Below are 25,939 nucleotides of genomic sequence, written 5' to 3' on the forward strand. Positions count from 1 at the left end.
AAAGGGAGCCACGGCACACGAAACAGCGTTGGTTTCCTTTTTTCAGGTCTGTTCCGTGTGCTGAATAGTTGACGCATTCATTAATTTTGGTATCGCATGAATCCCATCGTAATAAATAGGCTGCAGCGTAAGCTGGGCTACACTTTTCAACATCAGGATCTGTTGCAACAGGCACTAACCCATCGGAGTGCCAGCAGCAAACACAACGAGCGTCTTGAGTTTTTGGGTGACTCCATTCTCAGTTATGTCATCGCGAATGCGCTGTATCATCGTTTTCCTCGCGTAGATGAAGGTGACATGAGCCGCATGCGCGCGACGCTGGTGCGCGGCAATACGCTGGCGGAAATCGCCCGCGAGTTCGAACTGGGTGAGTGTCTGCGTCTTGGGCCGGGTGAACTGAAAAGTGGCGGTTTCCGTCGCGAGTCGATTCTTGCTGATACCGTGGAAGCGTTGATCGGTGGCGTCTTCCTCGACAGCGATATTCAGAACGTTGAGCGTCTCATTCTCTCGTGGTATCAGACCCGTCTCGACGAAATCAGTCCAGGCGACAAGCAAAAAGATCCGAAAACGCGTCTGCAGGAGTACCTGCAGGGTCGCCATCTGCCGCTGCCGTCGTATCTGGTGGTGCAGGTGCGTGGTGAAGCGCACGATCAAGAATTTACCATTCACTGTCAGGTGAGTGGCCTGCCTGAGCCTGTCGTAGGGACGGGCTCAAGCCGCCGTAAAGCGGAACAGGCTGCGGCTGAGCAGGCGCTGAAAAAGCTGGAGCTGGAATGAGCGAAGAAAAAACGTATTGCGGCTTCGCGGCCATTGTTGGTCGCCCGAACGTCGGCAAATCCACGCTGCTGAATCAGCTGCTTGGGCAAAAAGTTTCCATTACCTCGCGTAAGGCGCAAACCACGCGCCACCGCATCATGGGCATCCATACCGAAGGGCCATATCAGGCGATTTACGTCGATACCCCGGGGCTGCACATGGAAGAAAAACGCGCCATTAACCGCCTGATGAACCGCGCGGCAAGCAGCTCCATCGGTGACGTTGAGCTGGTCATCTTCGTGGTTGAAGGTACCCGCTGGACGCCGGATGATGAAATGGTGCTGAACAAGCTGCGCGACAGCCGTGCGCCGGTAATCCTGGCCGTCAACAAAGTTGACAACGTTCAGGATAAAACCGTTCTGCTGCCTCACCTGCAGTTCCTCGGCAGCCAGATGAACTTCCTCGATATTGTGCCTATTTCGGCTGAAACCGGGATGAACGTTGATACCATCGCGGAAATCGTCCGTAAGCACCTGCCGGAAGCTATCCATCACTTCCCGGAAGAGTACATCACCGACCGCTCCCAGCGCTTTATGGCGTCTGAGATCATTCGCGAAAAGTTGATGCGTTTCCTGGGCGCCGAGCTGCCGTATTCTGTGACCGTAGAAATCGAGCAGTTCGTGACCAACGAACGCGGTGGCTACGACATCAACGGGCTGATCCTCGTTGAGCGCGAAGGGCAGAAGAAGATGGTGATTGGCAACAAAGGGGCCAAAATTAAAACCATCGGTATCGAAGCCCGTAAAGACATGGAAGAGATGTTCGAAGCCAAAGTTCACCTCGAACTTTGGGTGAAGGTGAAATCCGGCTGGGCCGATGACGAGCGTGCGCTGCGCAGTCTCGGTTATACCGACGACCTGAGCTAAAACTTATGGAAGGCTGGCAACGGGCTTTTGTCCTGCATAGTCGCCCCTGGAGCGAAACCAGCCTTTTGCTCGACCTGTTTTCCGAAGAGTCCGGGCGCGTTCGTCTGATTGCCAAAGGCGCGCGCTCTAAACGCTCAAATCTGAAAGGCGCTCTGCAGCCTTTTACCCCTCTGCTGGTTCGCTGGGGCGGCCGTGGCGAAGTCAAAACGCTACGCAGCGCCGAAGCGGTTTCTCTGGCCCTTCCCTTAAGTGGTATCACGCTGTACAGCGGCCTGTACGTCAATGAACTGGTGGCTCGCGTCCTCGAGCAGGAAACCCGCTTCTCCGAACTGTTCTTCGATTATCTCCACTGCATTCAGGCCTTAGCTGGCGCTACGGGCACACCGGAGCCTGCGCTGCGTCGTTTTGAGCTGGCGCTGCTGGGGCACCTTGGCTACGGCGTGGATTTTCTGCACTGCGCCGGCAGCGGGGCAGGCGTCGATGACACCATGACTTACACCTACCGTGAAGAGAAAGGTTTTATTGCCAGCGTGGTGATCGGCCACAGCAGCTTTACCGGCCGCCAGCTCAGGGCGCTAGCCGAACGCGAATTTCCCGATGCCGACACGCTCCGTGCCGCCAAGCGTTTCACGCGTATGGCGCTCAAGCCGTATCTACAAGGGAAGCCTCTCAAAAGTCGCGAACTGTTCCGCCAGTTTGTGCCTAAAAAAACGCCACCTGAGCCATCTGATAGCTCACAGTAATCACAGACCGTAGCCAGGCTTTCCCCGGCAGGTGTACACTGCCCGGCATCTGTCTGCGAACTCTGAGGATTGTCATGGCTGAATTACTGTTAGGCGTCAACATCGATCACATCGCTACCCTGCGTAACGCGCGCGGTACGGCATACCCGGATCCGGTTCAGGCCGCGTTTATCGCGGAGCAGGCGGGTGCCGATGGCATTACCGTTCACCTGCGCGAAGATCGCCGCCACATCACCGACCGTGACGTTCGCGTTCTGCGTGAAACCCTCGATACCCGCATGAACCTGGAAATGGCCGTCACCGAAGAGATGATCGCTATTGCCTGCCAGACGAAACCGCATTTCTGCTGCCTGGTGCCGGAAAAGCGCCAGGAAGTAACCACCGAAGGCGGCCTGGATGTTGCCGGTCAGCTGGATAAAATGCGCGATGCCTGCCAGCGCCTGGCTGACGCCGGTATTCTGGTTTCTCTGTTTATTGATGCCGACCACGCGCAGATTGACGCGGCGGTGGCCGTGGGCGCGCCTTACATTGAAATCCACACCGGCTGCTATGCGGACGCTGAAAACGAAGCGACCCAGGCCAAAGAGCTGGCTCGCATTGCTGAAGCCGCGAGCTATGCCGCCGCTAAAGGGCTGAAGGTGAATGCTGGTCACGGGCTGACGTATCACAATGTTCAGGCCATTGCGCGGATCCCTGAAATGCATGAGCTGAACATCGGTCACGCGATTATCGGGCGAGCGGTAATGAGCGGGCTTAAAGAAGCCGTGGCTGAAATGAAACGCCTGATGCAGGAAGCGCGTCGCTAATGGCCATTCTCGGCCTCGGCACGGACATAGTGGAAATTGCGCGCATTGAGAGCGTCATTTCCCGTTCAGGCGACCGACTGGCAAAGCGCGTACTGAGCCAAAATGAATGGGTCTTGTACCAGGCGCATCAGCAGCCGGTGCGTTTTCTGGCGAAGCGTTTTGCGGTGAAAGAAGCGGCCGCGAAAGCTTTTGGTACCGGAATTCGCAACGGGCTGGCGTTCAACCAGTTTGAAGTGTTTAACGACGCGCTGGGCAAACCTCAACTGCGGTTTTGGGAAGAGGCGGAGCGGCTGGCTGAAAAAATGGGCGTGCGTTCAGTTCACGTTACCCTGGCGGATGAGCGCCATTACGCCTGCGCGACGGTGATCATCGAAAGCTAAAGTTTATCCGCATGGTGGAGCAGCACGAACTTATCCCACAGCTGCTCTTCATTCTCAATGTGCGCCGGGTCGTGAATTATCGTGCTGGGGATCGGGCAAACTTTCTGGCAGGTCGGGGTTTCGTAATGGCCCACGCATTCCGTGCAACGATCGGTATCGATCTGGTAGATAGCATCGCCCATGGAGATGGCCTGATTCGGGCATTCCGGCTCGCACATATCGCAGTTGATGCACTTCTTCGTAATTAATAACGCCATTTCAACCTGTTACCAGCCCCACCGGACTCAAAGATATATTCACATTTCGCGCTCAAAACATTGCAAAATCCTGTATATTTAACCAGTATTAAGTTTGATTAAAGATAATGGATAAAGCAGGGACGTTTCGATGGCGCGCACTTTACCACAAAAGCAGATCATCCCCAATGATACTGCGCCTTTAAGTTTTGTGCTTTGTGTACTTTCAGTACGTGTTATCATTGAACTATTGGTCATGAAAAACACGGTGGGATCGTACTTATGGTACAGAGAGAACAACTGCGCGAAGCTTTTTCCCGCAGGCTGGCGCAGGCCTGCAGCGAAGCAAACCTCGATGAGTTCGGGCGCGGTATGGCGATAGCGCGCGCGCTGGGCGTTTCCTCCAAGGCCGTCAGTAAGTGGCTTAACGCCGAAGCCATCCCCCGGCAGGATAAAATGTACGAGCTGGCAACGTTTCTTCGGGCCGACGCGCTCTGGCTTCAGCACGGCAGTGAAACGGGCTATCAAAGCGAAGGGCGCGAGAATGCGGCCAGCCATGAAGAGGCGGCCATTTATCCTTTCCAGCCGCGCGAAGAGCAGGGCTTTCGCATCGACGTGCTGGACATTGAGGCCAGCGCGGGGCCGGGGCGACTGGTCTCCAGCGAAGTCACCGAAACTATCAACCACATCGTTTACGACAGCCAGGAAGCGCTGGAGCTGTTCGGCCACCGGCCGGCTTCAACGATAAAAGTCATCACTGTCACCGGTGACAGCATGTCCGGCACCATTGAACTGGGTGACTATATCTTTGTGGATATTGGCAAAGACTACTTCGATGGCGATGGCATCTACGTGTTCCTCTATAAGGGACAATTGCTGGTGAAGCGCCTGCAGATGACCCATGACTGCCTGCTGGTGCGATCGGACAACCCCAAATATGCTGACTGGCGCATTAGCGAAGAGAACGAACAGCACCTCAAAATTATTGGCCGAGTGATGTACAGCCATTCAATTCGCCGCCACGCCTGAGATAGCTCATCCTCAAGCTCCAGCCTCAGTCACTTACCCAAGTGTGCTCCTGAGGCTGGATCCCTTGCCGCCTTGCCGCAGCTCGAATGCTAACCCATCTAAAAATAATCTTATAAATCAATAACTAATTATCAATTCGATCTTTTTTTAAATAATTCGTACTTTTGGTTCTTGACGTTATTGTACTATTGGTTCAATATCAATTCATCGGCAGGACGCACCGACTCACAAGGCAAGTGAACGCTCCTTAACATCAGGCCCTGAAAAAGGGCACATACACCAAAGCAAGAAGCTTTGGGATATCAGAGAGATATCACCAAAGTTGATTGACAGGAGGTTGTATGGACGCACAGGCACGTCGCCGCCAGCGCCGCGAAGCTAAACAGGCCGTCTGGAAAGCTGCCAACCCGCTGTTAGTCGGGGTAAGAGCGAAACCTGAGGCACGGCTTATTCTCTCGCTGGTTCGTAAACCCAGGTCTCGCCCCGACAAGGCTCTGGAGGTGATTAACATCTATGGTCTGCAAATCATTCAGCAGGCAGAGCATTATCAACGACTGCGCCAGAAGTTAGACGCCAGGCAAAAGAGTATTTATCAGGCCACGCCTCGCAGCGAATCCGGCTTACCGGCAGCGACCGGGAAGCAAACCCGACGCGGAAAACCTGTTCCGCTGATTTAACGCCATACCGCTTCTTTATCCCAACGGCAGTTCGACCCCTCAACCGAAGGTTCTTCCATGCACGACCAACCCGCAAATCTGGTCACGCAGTCTTTTGCGTGGCTGGCGGCGCTTGCCGCCGGTCTGGGTATCACGACACAGGATATGGTCTACATGATATTCGGACTGCTTAGCGTACTGATTTCACTGGCTTCGTGGCTGGGCGGCAGGCTGGATGCCCACCGACAGCATCTCGAAGATCAAAAGCGCACCCGCATCCTCCAGACGCTGGTGGATGACTTGCAAACTTTAAACCGAGCCGAGCAGATTGAGATTATCAGGGCAGTCAGCGAGGTACTGAAAAAGGCAGGTAACTAGTGGCTCTTTCTCCCGGACTCAGAAAAACATTACTCGGATTGTCAGGGGCGGGTGCGCTGACGATTGCAGGCACGCTCCTGCCCGAGCTGGAAGGCGTGAGCTACACGCCATATTACGACGTCGCCGGGGTGCTGACCGTCTGTTACGGCCATACCGGTAAAGACATTATTCCCGACAAAACATACACCCTGTCTGAGTGCAGGCGCTGGCTTGACCAGGATCTCGGCCCAGCGGCTCAGGCGGTCTCAAGGGCCGTCACCGTCCCGGTTAGTGAGTACCAACGAGCAGCTTTGATTAGCTTTACCTACAACGTTGGCACAGCCGCTTTTCTGCGCTCTTCCGTGCTCAGGATGTTAAACGCTGGCGAGTACAAACAGGCCTGCGCTGGGCTGAAAAAATGGATCTGGGCGGGTGGGAAGCAGTGGCAGGGGCTTATCAATCGCCGCGAGGTGGAGTACCAGCTTTGTACCTGGCCGGAGCCGGAAGAATGAAGCCGCTGACCTCACTTGTGCTGGCGGCCTTTACGCTGCTCGTTGCCAGCAGCTGGTGGTTTCACCAACGCTATGCCGTGCAAAAACAAAGGGCAGAGTTAGCCCTGGAGCAGCTGGCTCAGCAAAAAAATGAGCTGCAAAACCTTGTCCGGCGCCAGCAGGCGGTAGCCGAGCTGGATGCTCACTATAGCGAGGAGTTAACCCATGCCCGGCTCACCATTGAAAACCTGCAGCGTGATGTGGCTGCTGGTACTCAGCGGCTGCGCGTCAGCGCCACCTGCAAAGCAGTGCCTGGCACCACCGCCACCGCCAGGCTGGATGATGGAGCCGCCCCCGGACTTACTGACGCCGCTCAACGGGATTATTTCCGTCTCCGGGAGCGAATAGAAACGAGCAACAAGCAGCTGGCGGGGCTGCAGGAGTACATCCGCAATCAGTGCCTGAACTAAGCCTCGAATTTTCGAGGCTTTTTTATTCCTACGTCAAAGAGGTCATTCCTATGTCTACATCCCTGAAGTACCCGATTGTTCTGGTCCACGGTCTGTTCGGTTTCGACAAAATTGGCGGGATCTACCCCTATTTCTACGGCATCAAAGAGGCGCTGGAGAAAGCCGGGGCGAAGGTCTACATCGCCACGATTTCCGCATTGAACAGCAATGAAATGCGCGGCGAGCAGCTGCTGGAATTTATCCGTAAAGTCCTGGCCGAAACGGGTGCGGCAAAAGTTAACCTGATTGGCCACAGTCAGGGGCCTTTGGCCTGTCGTTACGCTGCGGCGACCCACCCTGAACTTATTGCCTCGGTAACCTCCGTGAACGGCGTTAACCATGGCTCCGAAGTGGCAGACCTTGTTCGTCTGGCGCTGAAGCCTGGCCGCCTGCCAGAGTCTATCGCCAATGCTGCCCTGTCGGCTTTCGGCCAGCTGCTTTCCGCCCTGGCGGGGGCACCTCGTCTGCCTCAATCCGGCGTGGATGCTCTGGATGCGTTGACCAGCGAAGGCGTTGCCGCCTTTAACAAGAAGTATCCGCAGGGACTGCCTGCGCAGTGGGGCGGCCAGGGCAAAGAGCTGGATAACGGCGTCTACTACTACTCGTGGAGCGGGATTATCGACTACAACCCGCTGAATCAGGGCGCGAACAACCTGGATCCGCTGCACGTCGCCATGCTGGCGTTTTCCATCCTGTTCACCAACGAACGTTTCCAGAACGATGGCCTGGTTGGCCGTTACAGCAGCCATCTGGGCAAGGTGATTGGCTCCGACTATTCGATGGATCACGTCGATGCCATCAACCAGCTTGCCGGCGTGGTGGCCAGCAACAGCGACCCGGTCAAGCTGTACGTCGATCACGTGGCTCGTCTGCAGGCCAAAGGGCTGTAAGCCTTATCTGAACCGCCTTCGGGCGGTTTTTCTTTGGAGTACTAGCGCCTGCGAACTGTTCAGTCTGCTGGCGCTAAACCACACACGAGAATTGAAAAAAACAAATGGAGATAACAAATGCCTGGATTTAATTATGGCGGAGTAGGGGATGGTACACCCTGGAGTTCTGAGCGAGGGAATGGTCCCGAGCCCGGTGGTGGCGGCCGTGGGAATGCTGGCGATCGCGATAATTCTGGCAATAACTCATCAGGTGCAGCTTCACCTGTACAGCAGCAAATTATAGCTATTCAGAATGATCCGGTTATTCGGAAAAAATTGTCCGGAATGATTCTCGCTGCCAGGAGTATCAATCCCGCGGCAAAACTGAAAATTGAGCGTATTAGCCCCACGGGTACCATGAGCCTTTCCATCATCGGGCTAAATGCCGACCAGGCAAGAGCGCTGGGACTGGGGGGGCTGGTTATGGGCATTTATGGCGATAATCTTTCTGTTGCATTTGGAGACATTGAGACAGGGCATAAAATTTCGGGTACAGCAAATAATACTGCTGGTGCCAGCCCCATTCAGATAGAGAACTCAGTGGCCGGTCGTTATCTTTCTGTAATACAAGGGGTGATTCCTGCTGGCTATTGGCTTAGCAATGGTAAGGTTGTGACAGAGGTGTATGAAACGATCATTTCTGGTGGCGGAGGTAAAAACAGGAATGAAAATATCCGTACCGTAAAGGTGATACGAGAAAATCCTCAACTAACTGAAGCCTATAACGAAGGTTTAAGGATTCAACAGGAATCCACTGCTCGTATTCAGGCAGAAGTGGATGCTCGTGCTCGTGAAAAAGCGCTTGCTGAAGAAGAAGCCCGCGCGAGAGCTGCCGGGATTGGCAAGGAGGAGTTCGGTGCGCGCAAAGCAGAGGAGAGTGCGCTGAACAATGTTAATCAGGCACAGCATCGCATTGAGCAGGCTATGCAGGATAAAGCTGTTGCAGACCAATCGGTCGTCCTGCAGGAGTCCGCTGTCCAGCAGGCAAGCAATAATCTTAATAAGTCGATTACCGATAAAGATGAGTTTTATCAGTATAACCCTCCCCATGAATATGGCCGCGGCTGGTCTGAGGCGGTTGCCGTATATGACCGCGATATTGCACAGAAGCAGAATATCCTGAATACGGCTAATAATAATCTAAATGCGGCCAGGAATGCTGTGGCCCAGGCTGTACAGCGTATTCAACAGGGAGAGCGTGAGCGAGCGGCGGCGCAGGCTGTGCTTAACGGTGCGCGTCAGTCCCTGGCCGGGATTCTCGCCAGGAAGGAAGCGGAGGCCAGGGCTGAGCAGCAGCGTCAGGCTGATACTGCAGCCAAAGCGGCCAGGGAGGCTGAAGAAGCACGGCGGGCTGCGGAACAGGAAAAGGCCAGTCGTGCCTGGCAGGCCCGGCAGGACGCGGCAGCTAAGCTGACTTCGCCAAATGTTCAGTCGGTTCGTGGTATTAGTGCCGCGGCGGCGCCTGCGGTATCGCCTATGCTCTGGTCTGTCGCTTCGCGTGGTGGTGTCGCTTTAGGTACGGACGTTAGTGGTAGCGTTTTGTCGCGCATTGCGGCTGCTTTGGCAGAATTACGGCGTATTGCTGCGGTAAGCCTTATTGGTCCTGTAGCTGCAACGATTACAGGACTTATCTGGTCAGAAAAAGTCGGTATCGGAAGTGATTTGGTGCCAGGGAGAGATATCAGCGCTCTCATGCCGGGAGACGTAATATCTCTGCCTGATGAAACCGCGCTTAATTTTGCGGCAGATACTGGAAATGGCGTCAATATGCCCGTTCGGGGGCGGTTGGTGATGCTTGATAGCGGCGTGTTAGAAACGCAGCTTGTACGTACTCCAGTGGCTGGTAATGTGCTGGTAGTTCGCGCTGTGCTCGACGTAGAAACCGGGTACTGGGGTTATGTTTTACCTTCTATGCCAGGTATGTCGGGGCAGACGATTCTGGTCAGCCCGACAGATGCGCCGGGAGTTAATGGACAACTGACGCTGACGGGCCCGGTACCATTGTCTGAAAAAATTATGCATACCGGCGATCTGGATGCAAAGTTTGACGGAATAACAACCACGATTTCTCCTGTTGCGGATGACCTGGATTTTGATGATGTTATTTTGATATTTCCGGCAGATTCTGGCCTCAGACCACTGTATGTGATGCTGCGCAGTCGGCGAAATATGCCAGGTACCGTGGACGGTAGCGGCCAACCGGTTGGAGATAGCTGGTTGAGCAATGCCGGGGTTGGAGAGGGCGCGCCTGTCCCGAGCCAGATTGCGGATAAGCTGCGTGGACGAGAGTTCTCCAGTTTTGATGCATTCCGTCGGGCATTTTGGAAAACCGTTGCTGAGGACCCTGAATTGAGTAAGCAATTCAATCAAGGTAGTTTAGGCAGTCTTAAGTTGGGAAAATCTCCTTTCGTAAGAAAAAATGAACGCGTTGGGGGGCGAATTAAATATGAGTTACATCACATAAAGCCTGTCAGTAGTGATGGAGATGTTTATGGTATTGATAACCTGAGTGTTATGACGCCAAAACGACATATTGAAGTACATGTAAATAAAGTGGGGAATTGATATGTCTGATAAAAGGACTATTTCTGATTATACCGAGGCTGAGTTTTTAGCGTTCGTCAAAAAGATATTTAATCCTGAGAATACAACTGAGGATGAAGATGTAAAAAATGTTTTGGATTTTGAGAGACTGACTGAACATCCGGATGGTTCCGATGTGATTTTCTATCCCTCAGTCGGGAGGGAGGATAGTCCCGAAGGTGTCGTTAAGGAAGTAAAAGAATGGCGAGCCCAAAACGGCAAGCCGGGATTTAAGCCATAGCGACCACAACAGGTTCCCTCGTTGCAGGGAACCTGGCCTAAACCAGCTTTTTCACCAGCGCCTCACTCTGGCGGATCCGCTCCGGCGCGTTTTCCAGGTCCTGTTGAACCAGGGCCATAAATAGCAGATCGGTCAACATCATCTGGGCGCTGGTTGAGGAAATTGCGGCGCTGCGCGTGGCCTGTTCTTCCGCGATGGTATACAGGCACAGGCTGGCGCGCTGCTGTAGGGCGTTAGGCGTGAAGCCGGTAATCGCGAGGATTTTCGCGCCGGTGTTCAGCGCTTCATCGGCGGCCAGATTGATCTCACGGCGCTCGCCCGAGTAAGAAATAGCGAGCAGCACGTCTTCCGGCGTCATCGCCTGCACGGTTGCCAGCAGGGCATGCATATCCTGCTCGGCGACGGCGTGAATACCAATCTTCGTCAACTTCCACGAGAAATTCTTCGCAACCAGTCCAGAGGCGCCTATTCCCACGAGCAGCACGCGCCGCGCATTCCGCAGCAGCGAAACGCTCGCCAGCAATTTATCTTCCGCATTAATATCCAGCGTGGCGTGCATCGCCGCGATATTCTCTTTAATCAATTTTTCCCCAACAAGCCTCAGCGGATCGTCACCTAAAATTTGGTTATGAACCGGGACAGAGTTAGGATTTTGACCGCTCGCCAGCGCTTCGCTGATCGCCAGTTTCATCGCCGGGAAGCCCTTGAACCCCAGTTTCTGCGCAAATTTTACGACGCTGGACTGGCTGACACCGGCTTCTTCCGCCAGCTGCTGTGAACTGAGGTGGCGTGCGCGATCGGGCTCAGCGAGCAAAAAGTCGGCCAGCTTGCGGTCACTCTGGGCCAGCATGGCGTAACGGCTTCGAATGCGCAGTAAACAGTTCATTTCACCTCCGGGGCGGCACTTCTGATAACGACTTGCTCTGGTAAGCATCTGAGCGAATTATAAATTCCATTATAGAGCAATGTTGCCGAATTAAATATTCTGTTGTGTTCAACCTGCCAGCCAGTAAGGCACGCGGAAAATCGCGGGGCTATCTGTTAGGCTTTAGCTGGCGTTGTTTCGTGAACGCGAGTCCAAAAGGAGCCTGAATTGACAACCCATCACCCGCGCCGCGTCGTCTTTTTTGACCTGGATGGCACCCTGCATCAGCAGGACATGTTCGGCAGCTTCCTGTTTTATCTCCTGCGCCGCCTGCCGCTGAACGTGCCGTTGGTTATTATGTTGCTGCCGCTGATTGGCGGCATGATGCTGATCAAAGGCAGCGCGGCCCGCCAGCCGATGAGCCTGCTGTTATGGGGCATCACGTTTGGGCGCAGCGAGGCCCGGCTTCAGCGGCTACAAAGCGAGTTTGTCGCCTGGTTCCGGCAGAAGGTGAGGGCATTTCCCGTCGTCCAGCAGCGCCTCACGGATTATCTGCACAGCCCGGATGCCGACGTCTGGTTGATTACCGGTTCACCGCAGCCGCTGGTAGAAAAAGTCTATTTTGATACGCCGTGGCTGCCGGAGGTCAAAGTGATTGCCAGCCAGATTGCACGGGCTCACGGCGGCTGGATATTGACCCTGCGCTGTCTGGGCCATGAGAAAGTGGTTCAGCTGGAGCAGCATCTTGGCGCGCCGCTGCGGCTTTACAGCGGCTACAGCGACAGCCATCAGGATAATCCCTTACTCTATTTCTGCGAGCACCGCTGGCGCGTCACGCCTCAGGGGGAACTGCAGCAGCTTGAGTGAGGCGTTTTGAATCCGTTAAGCGGTGTGTATAATGCGCCGCCCACTTTTGCCGCGGAGAGCATTGTGTCAGACACAGAATTTACCCATGAACACTGGATGCGCCACGCCCTGACCCTCGCTCAACGAGCCTGGGATGAAGGCGAAGTGCCCGTCGGTGCGGTGCTGGTACACAATAATCAAGTCATAGGTGAAGGCTGGAATCGCCCTATAGGTCGCCACGATCCTACGGCTCACGCGGAGATCATGGCGCTGCGTCAGGGCGGTCTGGTACTGCAAAATTACCGTCTGCTGGATACCACGCTCTATGTCACGCTCGAACCTTGCGTCATGTGCGCGGGGGCGATGGTGCATAGCCGCATTGGCCATTTAGTGTTTGGGGCGCGTGACGCTAAAACCGGGGCGATAGGCTCGCTGATGGACGTGCTCGGCCACCCCGGCATGAACCATCAGGTGCAGGTCAGTGAAGGGGTGCTCGCGACAGAGTGCTCAGCCATGCTGAGCGATTTTTTTCGTGCTCGTCGCCTGGAGAAAAAGGCCCTAAAGGAAAAGGCCCGTAAGACGGACTAGTCAGCTCCACCGGGGCAACCGCAGGGTAAGCCTCGGCAAATTTATCAGCCTGGATCGCCTTCTTCTGTTTCTCCTGCAAATACCCTTCCAGACTTAGCTGATACTTGCGGATGTTTTCTACATACGCGTAAGCCTCGTGTCCACGAGCATATCCATAGGTTGTTTTGCTGTAATAAGGCTTCAGGCTCAGCAACGGCAGGCGTGTTTTCACGTCGGCCCAGCTGTCCGGGTTGCCTTTCTGTTTGGCCGTTAGCTGACGGGCATCCAGCATGTGCGCATAGCCCATGTTATAGGCCGCCAGCGCGAACCAGATACGCTCGTACTCCGGTACCGTGGCCGGGACCTTGCTCATCATATCTTTCAGATACCGGCTGCCGCCGCTGATGCTCTGTTCGGCGTCCAGCCTGTCGGTGATGCCGAGGCTTTGGGCCGTATTTTTTGTCAGCATCATTAACCCGCGCACGCCCGTCGGCGAAGTCGCGTGAGTATCCCAGTGGGATTCCTGATAGGAAATGGCAGCCAGCAGCGGCCAGTCAATGTCGTCGGAGTACTTTTCAAACAGCGGCTGGAGTTCCGGCAAAACGGCATCCACCGCGTTCAGGAAGGTTCGGGTATCGACGTAATCAAAATCGCCAATATGGCCCAGGTATTTCTCCTCAACCCTTGCCAGCGTGCCGTCGCTGCTGATCTTATTATAGAAATCGAGCAGCGCGGCGCTCATGCTGTCGTCGCCATCGCGTTTAGAGAACCAGGTGACCGGTTGTTCATCCGTGACGTCCAGGGCAACGGCCAGTTGAGGATGCACGCGCTGGAAAAGACTGATGGCGATGGAGTCTGAGATGGTAAACGCGATATTGCCGTCAATCACCTGCTGCAAGAGCTGGTTGCTGGTTTGTTTGGCGTCAATGCTCCAGCTCAGGTCGGGGTACTGAGCGTCTTTTAGCTTTTGCAAATCGCTCACCACCGCCTGGCCAGAAGAGAGCACCAGCTGTGATGGCTTGACGCCGCCGAGAGATTTAGGGCGCGGGCTGCCTACTCGATAGACCATCTGCTGCGAAACGGAATAATAGGTCGGCCCTGCCTGGTAGTCGCTGCTGCGGCGAGAGTTATACACCAGGCCGGCGGCGAGCAGGTCGGCGTTGTCGTTGTCCAGGTCATCAAACAGCGCGTTAATGTTTGGCCGCACGACCACTAACAGCTTCACGCCCAGGTAGTCTGCAAACTGTTTTGCGAGTTCGTAATCGAGGCCCGTTGCCTTGCCGTTAATCATCGTCCAGGTCAGCGGCGATGAAATGGTACTGACGCGCAAAACCCCCCGCGCTTTGATCGCGGCGATACGGTTTTCGGCCTGATTGAAACCTGGAATGGAGGGCCATAAAGCCACTGCCAGCAACAAGGTGACGATACCGATAAGCAGATAATTAATCTTTATTCTTTTCAAATAGATAACATTCTGCAGCAGGATGAGCCTTAGCCAACAATAACCATGATTTGTCTGAACCCCGTGAGTGAATGAGGCGCATTTTGCGTAAGAAAACGCCAGTAAGCAACTTTTAAGAATATATCGTTTACTTTTCGTGCAATAAAAACTTCTGCTGTTATTTCTACGCAAACGGTTTCGTCGCGGCGGAGGATTCTCTATAATGACGCCCGTTTTCCCCCCTTCGCCCTGAAGACGAGAGATCTTTAATGATGGAAATTCTGCGTGGTTCGCCTGCTCTTTCGGCATTTCGTATTAACAAACTCCTGGCCCGTTTCAACGATGCTCACCTCCCGGTAAGCGATATTTATGCCGAGTATGTTCATTTTGCCGACCTTGAGGCGCCGCTGAACGCTGACGAGCTTGCCCGCCTGCAGCGGCTGTTGAAATATGGTCCAACCCTCGCAGAGCATGCGCCGGAAGGCACCCTGCTGTTGGTGACTCCGCGCCCCGGCACCATCTCCCCCTGGTCTTCAAAAGCTACCGATATCGCCCACAACTGTGACCTGCCGCAGATTAAACGCCTTGAGCGCGGTGTGGCCTGGTATGTTACCGGCAGCACGCTGACCGCTGAGCAGTTGCAGGACGTTGCCGCTCTGCTGCACGACCGCATGATGGAGAGCGTGTTTACCTCTCTGAACGATGCACAGCAGCTGTTTACCCAGCAGCAGCCGGCCCCGGTGCAGAGCGTTGATCTGCTCGGGAAAGGGCGCGATGCGCTGGTGGAAGCGAACATTCGCCTTGGCCTCGCGCTGGCGGAAGACGAAATCGACTACCTGCAGGATGCGTTCAACAAGCTTGGCCGCAACCCGAACGACATTGAACTGTATATGTTTGCTCAGGCGAACTCCGAGCACTGCCGCCATAAGATCTTTAACGCCGACTGGATTATTGACGGGCAGAAGCAGCCGAAGTCGCTGTTCAAAATGATCAAAAACACCTTCGAGAAAACGCCGGATTACGTGCTGTCTGCCTATAAAGACAACGCGGCGGTGATGGAAGGTTCCGCCGTCGGCCGCTTCTTCGCCGACCGTGAAGCAGGGCGCTATGACTTCCACCAGGAAGACGCGCATATCCTGATGAAGGTTGAAACTCACAACCACCCGACCGCTATCTCTCCGTGGCCGGGCGCGGCAACTGGCTCAGGCGGTGAAATCCGCGACGAAGGCGCGACCGGGCGTGGCGCGAAGCCAAAAGCAGGCCTGGTGGGCTTCTCCGTGTCTAACCTGCGTATTCCGGGCTTTGAACAGCCGTGGGAGCAGGATTTCGGCAAGCCAGACCGCATCGTTACCGCGCTGGATATCATGACCGAAGGTCCTCTGGGCGGGGCGGCGTTTAACAACGAATTTGGCCGTCCGGCGCTGACCGGCTACTTCCGTACCTATGAAGAGCAGGTGAACAGCCACAACGGCGTGGAGCTGCGCGGTTACCACAAACCTATCATGCTTGCGGGCGGGATCGGCAACATCCGCGCCGACCACGTCCAGAAGGGCGAAATCACCCCTGGCGCGAAGCTGATTGTGCTGGGCGGCCCGGCAATGAACATCGGCCTGGGCGGCGGGGCGGCTTCGTCAATGGCTTCCGGCCAGTCCGATGCGGATTTAGATTTTGCTTCCGTGCAGCGCGACAACCCTGAAATGGAGCGCCGCTGCCAGGAAGTGATCGACCGCTGCTGGCAGATGGGCGACGACAACCCAATCCTGTTTATCCACGATGTTGGTGCGGGTGGCCTGTCTAACGCCATGCCTGAGCTGGTCAGCGATGGCGGACGCGGTGGCCGCTTCGAGCTGCGCGATATTCTTAACGACGAACCGGGCATGAGTCCGCTCGAAGTCTGGTGTAACGAATCCCAGGAGCGCTATGTGCTGGCCGTTGCGCCAGAGCAGTTGCCGCTGTTTGATGAACTTTGCCGCCGCGAGCGCGCGCCGTATGCGGTGATTGGTGAAGCCACCACCGAACAGCACCTGACGCTCAACGACAGCCACTTTGATAACCAGCCTATCGACATGCCGCTGGACGTGCTGCTGGGCAAAACGCCGAAGATGGAGCGTAACGTTGAGACGCTGAAAGCCAAAGGCGATGCCTTCAACAGCAGCGAAATTTCTATTGCCGATGCGGTGAAACGCGTTCTGCATTTGCCGACCGTGGCTGAAAAAACCTTCCTCGTGACCATCGGTGACCGCACGGTAACCGGCATGGTGTCCCGCGATCAGATGGTTGGCCCGTGGCAGATCCCAGTCGCCAACTGCGCGGTGACTACCGCCAGCCTGGACAGCTACTACGGCGAAGCGATGTCTATCGGTGAACGTGCGCCGGTGGCCCTGCTGGACTTCGCGGCATCCGGTCGTCTGGCCGTGGGCGAAGCCTTAACGAACATCGCCGCGACCCAAATTGGCTCCCTGAAGCGCATTAAACTCTCCGCAAACTGGATGGCCGCAGCCGGTCACCCTGGCGAAGATGCCGGCCTGTATGAAGCGGTGAAGGCCGTTGGCGAAGAACTTTGCCCGGCTCTCGGGATCACCATCCCGGTGGGTAAAGACTCCATGTCGATGAAAACCCGCTGGCAGGAAGGTAACGAGCAGCGCGAGATGACCTCTCCGTTGTCGCTGGTGATCACCGCGTTTGCCCGCGTGGAAGACGTGCGTGGCACCGTGACGCCGCAGCTGAGCACCGAAGACAACGCCCTGCTGCTGATCGATTTAGGCAAAGGCCATAACGCGCTGGGCGCGACCGCGCTGTCCCAGGTTTACCGCCAACTGGGCGATAAGCCTGCGGACGTTCGTAGCGTCGAGCAACTGAAAGGCTTCTGGGACGCAATGCAGACACTGGTGGCGGATCGTAAACTGCTGGCCTGGCACGACCGTTCCGACGGTGGGCTGTTGGTGACGCTGGCGGAAATGGCCTTTACCGGCCACTGCGGCGTTGAGGTTGATATCGCCGGTCTCGGTAACGATCGCCTGGCCGCATTATTTAACGAAGAGCTGGGTGGCGTGATCCAGGTTCGCGCTGAGGATCGCGCAGCCGTTGAGACGCTGCTGGCTAAGCATGGCCTGGCTGACTGCGTGCATTACCTCGGTAAAGCTGTCGAAGGCGACCGCTTCACTATTAGCGCTAACGGGCACGCTGTGTTCAGCGAAAGCCGAACCACGCTGCGTATGTGGTGGGCAGAAACTACCTGGCAGATGCAGCGTCTGCGTGACAACCCAGACTGCGCGGATGAAGAGCACAACGCCAAGGCGAACGATAACGATCCTGGCCTGAACGTGAAGCTGAGCTTCGATATCAAAGAAGATATTGCTGCGCCGTTTATCGCGACGGGCGCTCGTCCTAAAGTGGCCATCCTGCGTGAGCAGGGCGTTAACTCCCACGTTGAGATGGCGGCCGCCTTCCACCGTGCGGGCTTTGACGCCATCGACGTGCATATGAGCGACCTGCTGGCGGGCCGTACCGGGCTGGAAAGCTTCCATACGCTGGTGGCGTGCGGCGGCTTCTCTTATGGTGACGTGCTGGGCGCGGGTGAAGGTTGGGCGAAGTCCATCCTGTTCAACGCTCGCGTGCGCGATGAGTTTGAAACCTTCTTCCATCGCCCGGAAACGTTGGCGCTTGGCGTTTGTAATGGCTGCCAGATGATGTCTAACCTGCGTGAGCTGATCCCAGGCAGTGATTTGTGGCCGCGCTTCGTGCGTAACCAGTCCGATCGCTTTGAAGCGCGCTTCAGCCTGGTTGAGGTGACCTCCAGCCCGTCGCTGCTGCTGCAGGGCATGGCCGGTTCCCATATGCCTATCGCGGTTTCTCACGGCGAAGGTCGTGTGGAAGTGCGTGATGCCGCTCATCTCGCCGCGCTTGAAAGCAAAGGGCTGGTGGCGCTGCGCTTCGTGGATAACTTCGCGAACGTGACCGAGACCTACCCGGCTAACCCGAACGGTTCGCCGAACGGCATCACCGCGGTGAGCAACGAAAGCGGGCGCGTGACCATCATGATGCCGCACCCTGAGCGTGTGTTCCGTACCGTGAGTAATTCCTGGCACCCGGCAGAGTGGGGCGAAGACAGCCCGTGGATGCGTATTTTCCGCAACGCACGTAAGCAACTGGGCTGATTACCCTCACCCCGACCCTCTCCCTAAAGGGAGAGGGGGAAAACAGCAGGCAGGCTTCGATCCAGTCCCCTGGCTTTTAGAGGGTGGGAAAACAGCAGACAGGCTCCGATCCAGTTCCCTCTCCCCTTTGGGGAGAGGGCCAGGGTGAGGGGCTTTTTTTGTCACTAAACCCCGACACCTTCACTTTTAAAGTGTCGTCAAAAAGAGACATTTAACTCATTGATTTTTAATGATGTGATTGAGCGGGTTAAAGAGTGTTGTGAAATGGCGACATAGAGAACAAAAAATACGCACAATATATCTTCCTGCATTCCTTAATAATCATACCTAAAACAATGAGTTAAATTTAAACTTGTAAAGTTGGCATGATATCTGCTTAATAGCGCTCAGTGGCTCATTCAATCTCTTATGTCAGCGTCTTTTCAGACAGACTACATAAACCACCGAATGACGCACAAAAAGGTGCCTGCCGTCCGATTTTTGATAAATGCCTTTCGGCTTATCATGCTCCGGGCGAAACGTTGAGTAAGGCGCCGCCTAATTCCTAAACAAAGGCAGGGTTTTTGACCCTGCCTTTGTTGTTTCCGGGAATCGCACCTTTCCACCACGCGCAATCGCGGCTAGCATCGTGTCATACAGGTAATGTGAGATGAAGCTATTGAACCAGTGGCATTTTTTCCCTCGATCTTTGCGCCAGCTTGTCATGATGGCCTTTTTATTGGTGCTCGTACCGCTGCTGGTGCTTGCGTGGCAGGCGTGGCAAAGCCTTAACGCCCTGAGTGCTCAGGCCGCGTTGACCAACCGCACCACGTTGACCGATGCCCGCCGCAGTGAAGCGATGACTAATGTCGCGCTGGAAATGGAGCGGAGCTACCGTCAATATTGCGTGCTCGATGACTCACGCCTTGCCCAGCTGTATCAGGGGCAGCGTCAGCGCTATGCTCAAATGCTTGAAGCCCACGCCTCCGTATTACCCGACCCGAAACTCTACCAATCGCTCAGCCAGTCTTTGAGCGATCTGGCTGAACTCAAATGTAAAAACAGCGGGCCGGAAGCGCCTGCGGCAAACCAACTGGAACAATTCGCCTCAACCAATGCAGAAATGGTGCAGGCCACGCGGGCGGTGGTGTTCTCTCGTGGACAGCAGCTGCAGCAGGAAATTGCTGAGCGAGGCCAGTTCTTCGGCTGGCAGGCCTTGGTACTGTTTCTGCTCAGCCTGGGGCTGGTCATCATCTTCACCCGCATGATTATCGGCCCGGTTAAAGGCATCGAACGGATGATTAACCGGCTGGGGGAAGGGCGTTCGCTCGGCAACAGTGAGGTCTTTAAAGGGCCGCGTGAGCTGCGTTCCGTTGGGCAGCGCATTGTCTGGTTAAGCGAACGCCTGTCCTGGCTTGAATCCCAGCGCCACGAGTTCCTCCGCCATCTTTCCCATGAATTAAAAACGCCGCTCGCCAGTATGAGAGAGGGGACCGAACTGCTTGCTGACCAGGTTGCCGGGCCGCTCAATGCCGACCAAAAAGAGGTCGTCGCTATTCTGGACAACAGCAGCCGCCACCTGCAAAAGCTGATTGAACAACTTCTGGACTATAACCGCAAGCTGGCGGACGGAACGGTAACGCTGGAAAGGGTCGAACTGGCCCCGATTGTCGAGATGGTTATCTCTGCCCACAGTCTGCCGGCGAGGGCTAAAATGATGCATACCGACATTCAATTGAGCCCAAAAGCCTGCCTCGCAGAGGCGACGCTGCTGATGAGCGTACTGGATAATCTCTACTCCAATGCGGTGCACTATGGCAGTGAATCCGGTACCATTTATCTCCGGAGTTTGCAGGTGGGCGCGATACTGTACATTGAGGTCGCGAATACCGGCGAGCCGATTCCGGCCACGGAACAAGAGATGATTTTTGAGCCTTTCTTCCAGGGTAGCCACCAGCGGAAGGGCTCCGTAAAGGGAAGTGGGCTGGGGTTAAGTATCGCCAGGGATTGCATTCGACGTATGCACGGAAAACTTAGCCTGATCAACGCTAACAGCGCGGAAGTGTGCTTCCGTATCGAATTACCGGTTTTCCCTGAGAATGATTAAAACGATGAAAGTACTTTTATTGCGTGAACCGCGCCGCGGGTCTTTGACTCGCCTGATTTGCTGGGTATCTGGGGCGCTGGTTGGCGCGACGCTGTTGACAGGCTGCGCCCCCGCAAGGGTGTCCAGCAGCCTGGATGAGGCCCACAAACCGCATATTCCAGAACAACAAATCCCTGATTACCTGTCCACGGACTGCACCGAAATATGGGATCTCACGGGGCATGACGTCAGCAGTAACCCGCTTTACTGGCTTCGCGGTATGGATTGCGCCCAGCGCCTGTCACCGGCAGAAGCCCGCGCGGAAGCCCGCCAGTGGCCAGCGGAAACCTGGCAGGACACGTTTAAGCGCGGCATTTTGCTGTCTACGGCTAAAATTACCCCGACCGAGCGCCGCCGCTACATGACCCAGCTCGAGACCATGACCAGCGAAGTGCCTGTGCAGGTACGTTCTCTGTTTGAGATTTGGCGCGACGGGCAACAGTCTCAGCTTAAACTCTCGGATGAGCGCACGCGCTACAGCAAGCTGCAGCAGTCAACCGACGGCGAGCTGGATACGCTGCGAGAGCAGCAGCAGCGCCTTCGCAGCCAGCTCGATCTCACTACGCGCAAGCTGGAAAATCTGACCGACATTGAGCGTCAGCTTTCCAGCCGCAAGCCGGGAAGCAATCTGGTGCCCGGCACGCACAGCACGGATGACAATGACGACGACGATAGCGGCGCTTCAAACAAATCGCAGCCGGAGGCAAAACCATGACGCAAAGGAAACCTGCGCGCTTACTATTAGTGGATGATGATCCTGGCCTGTTAAAGCTGCTGGGAATGCGCCTGTCGAGCGAGGGCTATACGGTCACCACGGCTGAAAGCGGGGCTGAGGGGCTGAAAGTCCTGGCACGGGAAAAAATCGACCTGGTGATAAGCGATCTCAGGATGGACGAAATGGACGGCATGGCGCTGTTCGCGGAGATCCAAAAAGGCCAGCCGGGGATGCCGGTGATCATCCTGACTGCGCACGGTTCAATTCCTGACGCGGTGGCGGCGACCCAGCAGGGTGTATTCAGCTTCCTCACCAAACCGGTGGACAGAGACGCACTTTATCAGGCCATCGACAACGCGCTTGAGCATACCGTCATCGCTGGCGATGACATGTGGCGCGACACCATTGTGACCCGCAGCCCGATTATGCAGCGTTTACTCGAGCAGGCGCGCATGGTGGCGCAGTCGGACGTCAGCGTGTTGATTAACGGCCAAAGCGGCACCGGGAAAGAGATTCTGGCCCAGGCGATACACAACGCCAGCCCGCGCAGCAAAAAAGCGTTTATTGCGATTAACTGTGGCGCGCTGCCTGAACAGTTGCTTGAGTCAGAGCTGTTCGGCCACGCTCGCGGAGCCTTTACCGGGGCGGTGAGCAGCCGCGAAGGCCTGTTCCAGGCGGCAGAAGGTGGAACGCTATTTCTGGATGAGATCGGCGATATGCCTATCCCGCTGCAGGTTAAGCTGCTGCGTGTTTTGCAGGAGCGAAAAGTTCGCCCGCTGGGCAGCAACCGCGATCTGGACATCGACGTGCGGATTATCTCCGCCACGCACCGGGACTTGCCGAAAGCCATGGAGCGCGGGGAGTTTCGTGAAGACCTCTTCTACCGCCTCAACGTTGTGAACCTGAAAATTCCTGCGTTGCATGAACGTGCCGAAGATATTCCGCTGCTGGCGAATCATTTGTTACGCCAGTCCGCCGACAGGCATAAACCTTTCGTTCGGAGTTTCTCCACCGACGCCATGAAGCGGTTGATGACCGCAAGCTGGCCGGGTAACGTACGTCAGCTAGTGAACGTGATTGAGCAGTGCGTGGCGCTGACCTCAGCCCCGGTGATTGGCGAAGCGCTGGTGGAGCAGGCGCTGGAAGGCGAAAACACCGCCTTGCCGACATTTGTCGAAGCCCGTAACCAGTTCGAACTAAACTATCTGCGTAAGCTGCTGCAAATTACCAAAGGAAATGTCACCCATGCCGCACGCATGGCGGGGCGTAACCGAACCGAATTCTATAAATTACTGGCCAGGCATGAACTCGAGGCCAATGACTTTAAAGAGTAGGCTGTGGTAGTGTGAGCAACCGATTACTAACAGAACAAAACGCCGCGCGGGGACACCGGTAATACCATGAAAAAAATTGATGCGATTATTAAACCTTTCAAACTGGATGATGTGCGCGAAGCGCTGGCTGAAGTGGGCATTACCGGCATGACGGTGACGGAAGTCAAAGGTTTTGGCCGTCAGAAAGGGCATACCGAGCTGTACCGCGGTGCCGAATACATGGTGGACTTTCTGCCAAAAGTAAAAATTGAAATTGTGGTGACCGACGATATCGTTGATACCTGCGTGGACACCATTATCCGCACGGCCCAGACCGGCAAGATCGGTGACGGTAAGATTTTCGTGTTTGATGTGGCGCGCGTGGTGCGTATTCGTACCGGCGAAGAAGACGACGCGGCGATTTGATTTAGATTTTGCCCCTCACCCTGGAAGGGCGAGGGGCAGTCTTACTAAACTACATCACCTTGTGCGGGCCAAAGCACTCATAGTGAATGCTGTCTTTATTCACGCCAATCTTCACCAGCTGTTCCGCCGCAAAACGCATAAAGTTGATCGGGCCGCAGAGATAGAACTGCATCGCCGGATCGCTTAACTTCCCTTCGATTTCCAGCAGATTCATCAGTCCTTCACGGTCAAAGCGCGCCTGAGCACGATCCTCTGCGGAGGGTTCACGGTACCAGACGTGGCTTTCAAATTTCGGCAACTGAGCGCCAAGCCCTGCCACTTCTTCGCTAAACGCATGCACATCCCCGTGCTCGGCGGCGTGCAGCCAGTTGACCTGTGCCTGATGGCCACCGTTCGCCAGCGTGTCCAGCATCGAGAGCATCGGCGTCTGGCCGACGCCTGCGGAAATCAGCGTTACCGGCGTGTTCGATTTTACGTCCATAAAGAAGTCGCCTGCCGGTGAAGCCAGATGCACCCGATCCCCCGCCTGAGCATGATTGTGCAGCCAGTTTGAGACCATACCTTTCTCTTCACGCTTCACGGCAATGCGATAACTTTTCCCGTTCGGCTGGCGGGTCAAAGAGTACTGACGAATTTCCTGATGCGGGAAACCAACAGGTTTCAGCCAGACGCCGAGGTATTGCCCCGGCTGATAATCTGCCACCGGGCCGCCGTCTAACGGGGCAAGTTCGAAGCTGGTGATCAGTGAGCTTTGCTCTTTTTTCTCTACGATAGTGAAGGGACGCGTGCCTTCCCAGCCACCCTGCTTAGCGGCGTTATCCTGGTAAATTTCTGATTCACGGTTAATAAAGACCTGCGCCAGAACGCCGTAGGCTTTTCCCCATGCGTCCAGCACTTCCTGCCCCGGGCTGAACAGCTCGTCTAACGTGGCCAGCAGATGGCCGCCCACAATGTTGTACTGCTCCGGTTTAATCTGGAAGGTAGTGTGTTTCTGGGCGATTTTCTCTACCGCGGGCAGCAGGGCGGCCAGATTTTCGATGTTGGAAGCATAGGCGCAAATGGCGTTGAACAGCGCTTCACGCTGGTCACCGTTGCGCTGGTTGCTCATGTTAAAGATCTCTTTCAGCTCAGGGTTGTGGCTGAACATGCGCTCATAAAAGTGGGCGGTAAGTTTAGGCCCGGTCGCGGCCAGCAGAGGGATGGTCGACTTAACAACGGCGATGGTTTGTGCGTCTAGCATGGCGGTCTCCATAAACAGCGTAGTGTATAAATTGCATTTTAAATGCATCTTATAGAAATGGCCTTATGTTGTAAATGGGTTATCGTTGTTAACGACTGAGCTCACAGAACGTGAAAAATACGCATAGTATTGATGAAGAAATATCCGGCAAAGAGATGCAGGGTTTATTGCGTTGAAGCCTTATTTCATGCCTGGGTAATCGTTTGCGTAAAAACCTCTGTCAAGCCCTATCACCCGAAAGGGTTTCGGTTTACACTGTTGCCCGTCGCCCAAATGGGCCCCCTCATTGCAGTAAAATTTTTACCGTTAGCTGAGTCAGGAGATGCGAATGTTAAAGCGTGAAATGAACATTGCCGATTATGATGCCGAACTGTGGCAGGCCATGGAGCAAGAGAAAGTACGTCAGGAAGAGCACATTGAACTGATCGCCTCCGAAAACTACACCAGCCCACGCGTGATGCAGGCTCAGGGTTCTCAGCTGACAAACAAATATGCTGAAGGTTACCCAGGCAAGCGCTACTACGGCGGTTGCGAGTACGTGGACATCGTCGAGCAGCTGGCTATCGACCGTGCAAAAGAGCTGTTTGGCGCAGACTATGCGAACGTGCAGCCACACTCCGGTTCCCAGGCTAACTTTGCGGTATACACCGCGCTGCTGCAGCCGGGCGATACCGTGCTGGGCATGAACCTGGCGCAGGGCGGCCACCTGACTCACGGCTCCCCGGTTAACTTCTCCGGTAAGCTGTACAACATCATTCCTTACGGTATTGATGAGTCAGGTAAAATTGACTACGAAGACATGGCGAAGCAGGCTAAAGAGCACAAGCCGAAGATGATCATCGGCGGCTTCTCTGCCTACTCCGGCGTGGTTGACTGGGCTAAGATGCGCGAAATCGCAGACAGCATCGGCGCTTACCTGTTCGTTGACATGGCGCACGTTGCGGGCCTGATTGCCGCAGACGTTTACCCGAACCCGGTGCCACACGCACACGTTGTCACCACCACCACCCACAAAACCCTGGCGGGTCCACGCGGTGGCCTGATCCTGGCGAAGGGCGGCGACGAAGATCTCTACAAGAAACTGAACTCTGCGGTATTCCCAAGCGCGCAGGGCGGCCCGCTGATGCACGTTATCGCGGCCAAGGCTGTGGCGCTGAAAGAAGCGATGGAGCCTGAGTTCAAGGTTTACCAGCAGCAGGTTGCGAAAAATGCCAAAGCGATGGTGGAAGTGTTCCTGAACCGTGGCTACAAAGTGGTTTCCGGCGGGACTGAAAACCACCTGTTCCTGCTGGATCTGGTTAATAAAAACCTGACCGGTAAAGAAGCTGACGCTGCCCTGGGCCGCGCCAACATCACCGTGAACAAAAACAGCGTACCAAACGATCCGAAGAGCCCGTTCGTGACCTCCGGTATCCGTATCGGTTCTCCGGCTGTTACTCGCCGCGGCTTTAAAGAAGCGGAAGTGAAAGAGCTGGCTGGCTGGATGTGTGACGTTCTGGACAACATCAATGACGAAGCGGTTATCGAGCGCGTCAAAGGTAAAGTGCTGGATATCTGTGCCCGCTTCCCGGTTTACGCATAATCGTTAAGCTGAAAAGTTGA

General features: G+C 55.4%; 25 protein-coding genes. 21 read left to right on the top strand and 4 right to left on the bottom strand.

Going from position 1 to position 25,939, the window contains the following annotated elements; genetic code table 11:
- Positions 1-96: 96 nt before the first annotated feature.
- The 5 genes from rnc (at position 97) to acpS (ending at position 3,611) form a co-directional block, all read left to right on the top strand.
- Complete coding sequence (rnc, locus tag WFK85_RS18760) at positions 97-777, top strand: ribonuclease III (RefSeq protein ID WP_008459505.1); 681 nt, start codon at positions 97-99, stop codon at positions 775-777.
- A complete protein-coding gene (gene era, locus WFK85_RS18765; RefSeq protein WP_008459503.1) occupies positions 774-1,682 on the top strand; it encodes a GTPase Era in 909 nt (302 codons plus the stop codon). The genes rnc and era overlap by 4 nt, the downstream gene beginning before the upstream one ends.
- Positions 1,683-1,687: 5 nt before the next feature.
- On the top strand, positions 1,688-2,425 hold the full coding sequence (gene recO / locus WFK85_RS18770) for a DNA repair protein RecO (RefSeq protein WP_166871553.1): 738 nt from the start codon (positions 1,688-1,690) through the stop codon (positions 2,423-2,425).
- Positions 2,426-2,499: 74 nt separating this feature from the next.
- Positions 2,500-3,231 (top strand): pyridoxine 5'-phosphate synthase, encoded by a 732-nt coding sequence (gene pdxJ, locus WFK85_RS18775; protein ID WP_008459500.1) that lies wholly within the window; start codon positions 2,500-2,502, stop codon positions 3,229-3,231.
- Positions 3,231-3,611, top strand: a complete 381-nt coding sequence (gene acpS, locus WFK85_RS18780; protein ID WP_008459499.1) for a holo-ACP synthase — start codon at positions 3,231-3,233, stop codon at positions 3,609-3,611. Before pdxJ ends, acpS begins: the two co-directional genes overlap by 1 nt.
- On the opposite strand, the gene WFK85_RS18785 is transcribed toward acpS, so the two are convergent.
- The gene (locus tag WFK85_RS18785; protein WP_008459497.1) at positions 3,608-3,868 is read right to left on the bottom strand and encodes a YfhL family 4Fe-4S dicluster ferredoxin; all 261 of its coding nucleotides are present in this window, start codon (positions 3,866-3,868) and stop codon (positions 3,608-3,610) included. The genes acpS and WFK85_RS18785 overlap by 4 nt on opposite strands.
- Before the next feature lie 261 nt (positions 3,869-4,129).
- Here WFK85_RS18785 and WFK85_RS18790 point away from each other — a divergent pair, with 261 nt between their 5' ends.
- The 8 genes from WFK85_RS18790 (at position 4,130) to WFK85_RS18825 (ending at position 10,642) form a co-directional block, all read left to right on the top strand.
- Entirely contained in the window at positions 4,130-4,876 is a 747-nt protein-coding gene (locus WFK85_RS18790; RefSeq protein ID WP_008459494.1) for a LexA family transcriptional regulator, read from the top strand.
- Between the two features lie 341 nt (positions 4,877-5,217).
- A complete protein-coding gene (locus tag WFK85_RS18795; RefSeq protein ID WP_166990379.1) occupies positions 5,218-5,553 on the top strand; it encodes an antitermination protein N in 336 nt (111 codons plus the stop codon).
- Between the two features lie 57 nt (positions 5,554-5,610).
- Positions 5,611-5,910 (top strand): hypothetical protein, encoded by a 300-nt coding sequence (locus WFK85_RS18800; protein ID WP_045783586.1) that lies wholly within the window; start codon positions 5,611-5,613, stop codon positions 5,908-5,910.
- Positions 5,910-6,401 (top strand): lysozyme, encoded by a 492-nt coding sequence (locus WFK85_RS18805; RefSeq protein ID WP_034809540.1) that lies wholly within the window; start codon positions 5,910-5,912, stop codon positions 6,399-6,401. The genes WFK85_RS18800 and WFK85_RS18805 overlap by 1 nt, the downstream gene beginning before the upstream one ends.
- Complete coding sequence (locus WFK85_RS18810; protein WP_166990382.1) at positions 6,398-6,850, top strand: lysis system i-spanin subunit Rz; 453 nt, start codon at positions 6,398-6,400, stop codon at positions 6,848-6,850. Before WFK85_RS18805 ends, WFK85_RS18810 begins: the two co-directional genes overlap by 4 nt.
- Positions 6,851-6,900: 50 nt before the next feature.
- Positions 6,901-7,779, top strand: a complete 879-nt coding sequence (locus tag WFK85_RS18815) for an esterase/lipase family protein (RefSeq protein WP_008459483.1) — start codon at positions 6,901-6,903, stop codon at positions 7,777-7,779.
- A 117-nt stretch (positions 7,780-7,896) separates the two neighbouring features.
- Positions 7,897-10,383, top strand: coding sequence for an S-type pyocin domain-containing protein (locus WFK85_RS18820; RefSeq protein ID WP_336708996.1), 2,487 nt, complete (start codon positions 7,897-7,899; stop codon positions 10,381-10,383).
- 1 nt (position 10,384) lies between these two features.
- Entirely contained in the window at positions 10,385-10,642 is a 258-nt protein-coding gene (locus WFK85_RS18825; protein WP_336708997.1) for a bacteriocin immunity protein, read from the top strand.
- A 37-nt stretch (positions 10,643-10,679) separates the two neighbouring features.
- On the opposite strand, the gene WFK85_RS18830 is transcribed toward WFK85_RS18825, so the two are convergent.
- On the bottom strand, positions 10,680-11,528 hold the full coding sequence (locus WFK85_RS18830; RefSeq protein WP_336708998.1) for a MurR/RpiR family transcriptional regulator: 849 nt from the start codon (positions 11,526-11,528) through the stop codon (positions 10,680-10,682).
- A gap of 207 nt (positions 11,529-11,735) precedes the next feature.
- Between WFK85_RS18830 and yfhb the strand changes: the two genes are divergently transcribed.
- Positions 11,736-12,374 carry a phosphatidylglycerophosphatase C gene (gene yfhb / locus WFK85_RS18835; protein ID WP_166990421.1) on the top strand — a complete coding sequence of 213 codons (639 nt, stop codon included), beginning with the start codon at positions 11,736-11,738 and terminating at the stop codon, positions 12,372-12,374.
- A 96-nt stretch (positions 12,375-12,470) separates the two neighbouring features.
- Positions 12,471-12,941 (top strand): tRNA adenosine(34) deaminase TadA, encoded by a 471-nt coding sequence (gene tadA, locus WFK85_RS18840; RefSeq protein ID WP_286175196.1) that lies wholly within the window; start codon positions 12,471-12,473, stop codon positions 12,939-12,941.
- On the opposite strand, the gene mltF is transcribed toward tadA, so the two are convergent.
- Positions 12,832-14,382: a membrane-bound lytic murein transglycosylase MltF gene (mltF, locus tag WFK85_RS18845; protein WP_336708999.1), complete on the bottom strand. Its 1,551-nt coding sequence runs from the start codon at positions 14,380-14,382 to the stop codon at positions 12,832-12,834. The two genes, tadA and mltF, sit on opposite strands and share 110 nt — an antisense overlap.
- A 248-nt stretch (positions 14,383-14,630) precedes the next feature.
- Here mltF and purL point away from each other — a divergent pair, with 248 nt between their 5' ends.
- The 5 genes from purL to glnB all read left to right on the top strand — a co-directional run bounded on the left by purL (position 14,631) and on the right by glnB (position 23,097).
- Positions 14,631-18,518 carry a phosphoribosylformylglycinamidine synthase gene (gene purL, locus WFK85_RS18850; protein WP_336709000.1) on the top strand — a complete coding sequence of 1,296 codons (3,888 nt, stop codon included), beginning with the start codon at positions 14,631-14,633 and terminating at the stop codon, positions 18,516-18,518.
- A gap of 649 nt (positions 18,519-19,167) precedes the next feature.
- Positions 19,168-20,604 carry a sensor histidine kinase gene (locus WFK85_RS18855; RefSeq protein WP_442892321.1) on the top strand — a complete coding sequence of 479 codons (1,437 nt, stop codon included), beginning with the start codon at positions 19,168-19,170 and terminating at the stop codon, positions 20,602-20,604.
- Positions 20,605-20,608: 4 nt separating this feature from the next.
- Positions 20,609-21,358, top strand: a complete 750-nt coding sequence (qseG, locus tag WFK85_RS18860) for a two-component system QseEF-associated lipoprotein QseG (protein WP_237717588.1) — start codon at positions 20,609-20,611, stop codon at positions 21,356-21,358.
- Entirely contained in the window at positions 21,355-22,692 is a 1,338-nt protein-coding gene (gene glrR, locus WFK85_RS18865) for a two-component system response regulator GlrR (RefSeq protein WP_008459460.1), read from the top strand. The genes qseG and glrR overlap by 4 nt, the downstream gene beginning before the upstream one ends.
- Before the next feature lie 66 nt (positions 22,693-22,758).
- On the top strand, positions 22,759-23,097 hold the full coding sequence (gene glnB, locus WFK85_RS18870) for a nitrogen regulatory protein P-II (protein ID WP_002438074.1): 339 nt from the start codon (positions 22,759-22,761) through the stop codon (positions 23,095-23,097).
- Between the two features lie 49 nt (positions 23,098-23,146).
- On the opposite strand, the gene hmpA is transcribed toward glnB, so the two are convergent.
- Positions 23,147-24,337: an NO-inducible flavohemoprotein gene (gene hmpA / locus WFK85_RS18875; protein WP_166990428.1), complete on the bottom strand. Its 1,191-nt coding sequence runs from the start codon at positions 24,335-24,337 to the stop codon at positions 23,147-23,149.
- A gap of 328 nt (positions 24,338-24,665) precedes the next feature.
- Here hmpA and glyA point away from each other — a divergent pair, with 328 nt between their 5' ends.
- Entirely contained in the window at positions 24,666-25,919 is a 1,254-nt protein-coding gene (gene glyA / locus WFK85_RS18880) for a serine hydroxymethyltransferase (RefSeq protein WP_008459452.1), read from the top strand.
- Positions 25,920-25,939: the final 20 nt, after the last annotated feature.

The sequence above is a fragment of the Cedecea sp. VD22 genome (genome assembly GCF_037150195.1).
Taxonomy (GTDB): domain Bacteria; phylum Pseudomonadota; class Gammaproteobacteria; order Enterobacterales; family Enterobacteriaceae; genus Cedecea.

Coding starts and splice junctions, on each gene's coding strand:
- WFK85_RS18855 (WP_442892321.1), top strand. CDS start 19,168: ATGAAGCTATTGAACCAGTGGCATTTTTTCCCTCGATCTTTGCGCCAG.
- acpS (WP_008459499.1), top strand. CDS start 3,231: ATGGCCATTCTCGGCCTCGGCACGGACATAGTGGAAATTGCGCGCATT.
- hmpA (WP_166990428.1), bottom strand. CDS start 24,337: ATGCTAGACGCACAAACCATCGCCGTTGTTAAGTCGACCATCCCTCTG.
- WFK85_RS18830 (WP_336708998.1), bottom strand. CDS start 11,528: ATGAACTGTTTACTGCGCATTCGAAGCCGTTACGCCATGCTGGCCCAG.
- WFK85_RS18785 (WP_008459497.1), bottom strand. CDS start 3,868: ATGGCGTTATTAATTACGAAGAAGTGCATCAACTGCGATATGTGCGAG.
- era (WP_008459503.1), top strand. CDS start 774: ATGAGCGAAGAAAAAACGTATTGCGGCTTCGCGGCCATTGTTGGTCGC.
- tadA (WP_286175196.1), top strand. CDS start 12,471: ATGCGCCACGCCCTGACCCTCGCTCAACGAGCCTGGGATGAAGGCGAA.
- WFK85_RS18825 (WP_336708997.1), top strand. CDS start 10,385: ATGTCTGATAAAAGGACTATTTCTGATTATACCGAGGCTGAGTTTTTA.
- WFK85_RS18820 (WP_336708996.1), top strand. CDS start 7,897: ATGCCTGGATTTAATTATGGCGGAGTAGGGGATGGTACACCCTGGAGT.
- qseG (WP_237717588.1), top strand. CDS start 20,609: ATGAAAGTACTTTTATTGCGTGAACCGCGCCGCGGGTCTTTGACTCGC.
- rnc (WP_008459505.1), top strand. CDS start 97: ATGAATCCCATCGTAATAAATAGGCTGCAGCGTAAGCTGGGCTACACT.
- WFK85_RS18815 (WP_008459483.1), top strand. CDS start 6,901: ATGTCTACATCCCTGAAGTACCCGATTGTTCTGGTCCACGGTCTGTTC.
- WFK85_RS18800 (WP_045783586.1), top strand. CDS start 5,611: ATGCACGACCAACCCGCAAATCTGGTCACGCAGTCTTTTGCGTGGCTG.
- purL (WP_336709000.1), top strand. CDS start 14,631: ATGATGGAAATTCTGCGTGGTTCGCCTGCTCTTTCGGCATTTCGTATT.
- pdxJ (WP_008459500.1), top strand. CDS start 2,500: ATGGCTGAATTACTGTTAGGCGTCAACATCGATCACATCGCTACCCTG.
- WFK85_RS18790 (WP_008459494.1), top strand. CDS start 4,130: ATGGTACAGAGAGAACAACTGCGCGAAGCTTTTTCCCGCAGGCTGGCG.
- glrR (WP_008459460.1), top strand. CDS start 21,355: ATGACGCAAAGGAAACCTGCGCGCTTACTATTAGTGGATGATGATCCT.
- WFK85_RS18795 (WP_166990379.1), top strand. CDS start 5,218: ATGGACGCACAGGCACGTCGCCGCCAGCGCCGCGAAGCTAAACAGGCC.
- WFK85_RS18810 (WP_166990382.1), top strand. CDS start 6,398: ATGAAGCCGCTGACCTCACTTGTGCTGGCGGCCTTTACGCTGCTCGTT.
- glnB (WP_002438074.1), top strand. CDS start 22,759: ATGAAAAAAATTGATGCGATTATTAAACCTTTCAAACTGGATGATGTG.
- recO (WP_166871553.1), top strand. CDS start 1,688: ATGGAAGGCTGGCAACGGGCTTTTGTCCTGCATAGTCGCCCCTGGAGC.
- glyA (WP_008459452.1), top strand. CDS start 24,666: ATGTTAAAGCGTGAAATGAACATTGCCGATTATGATGCCGAACTGTGG.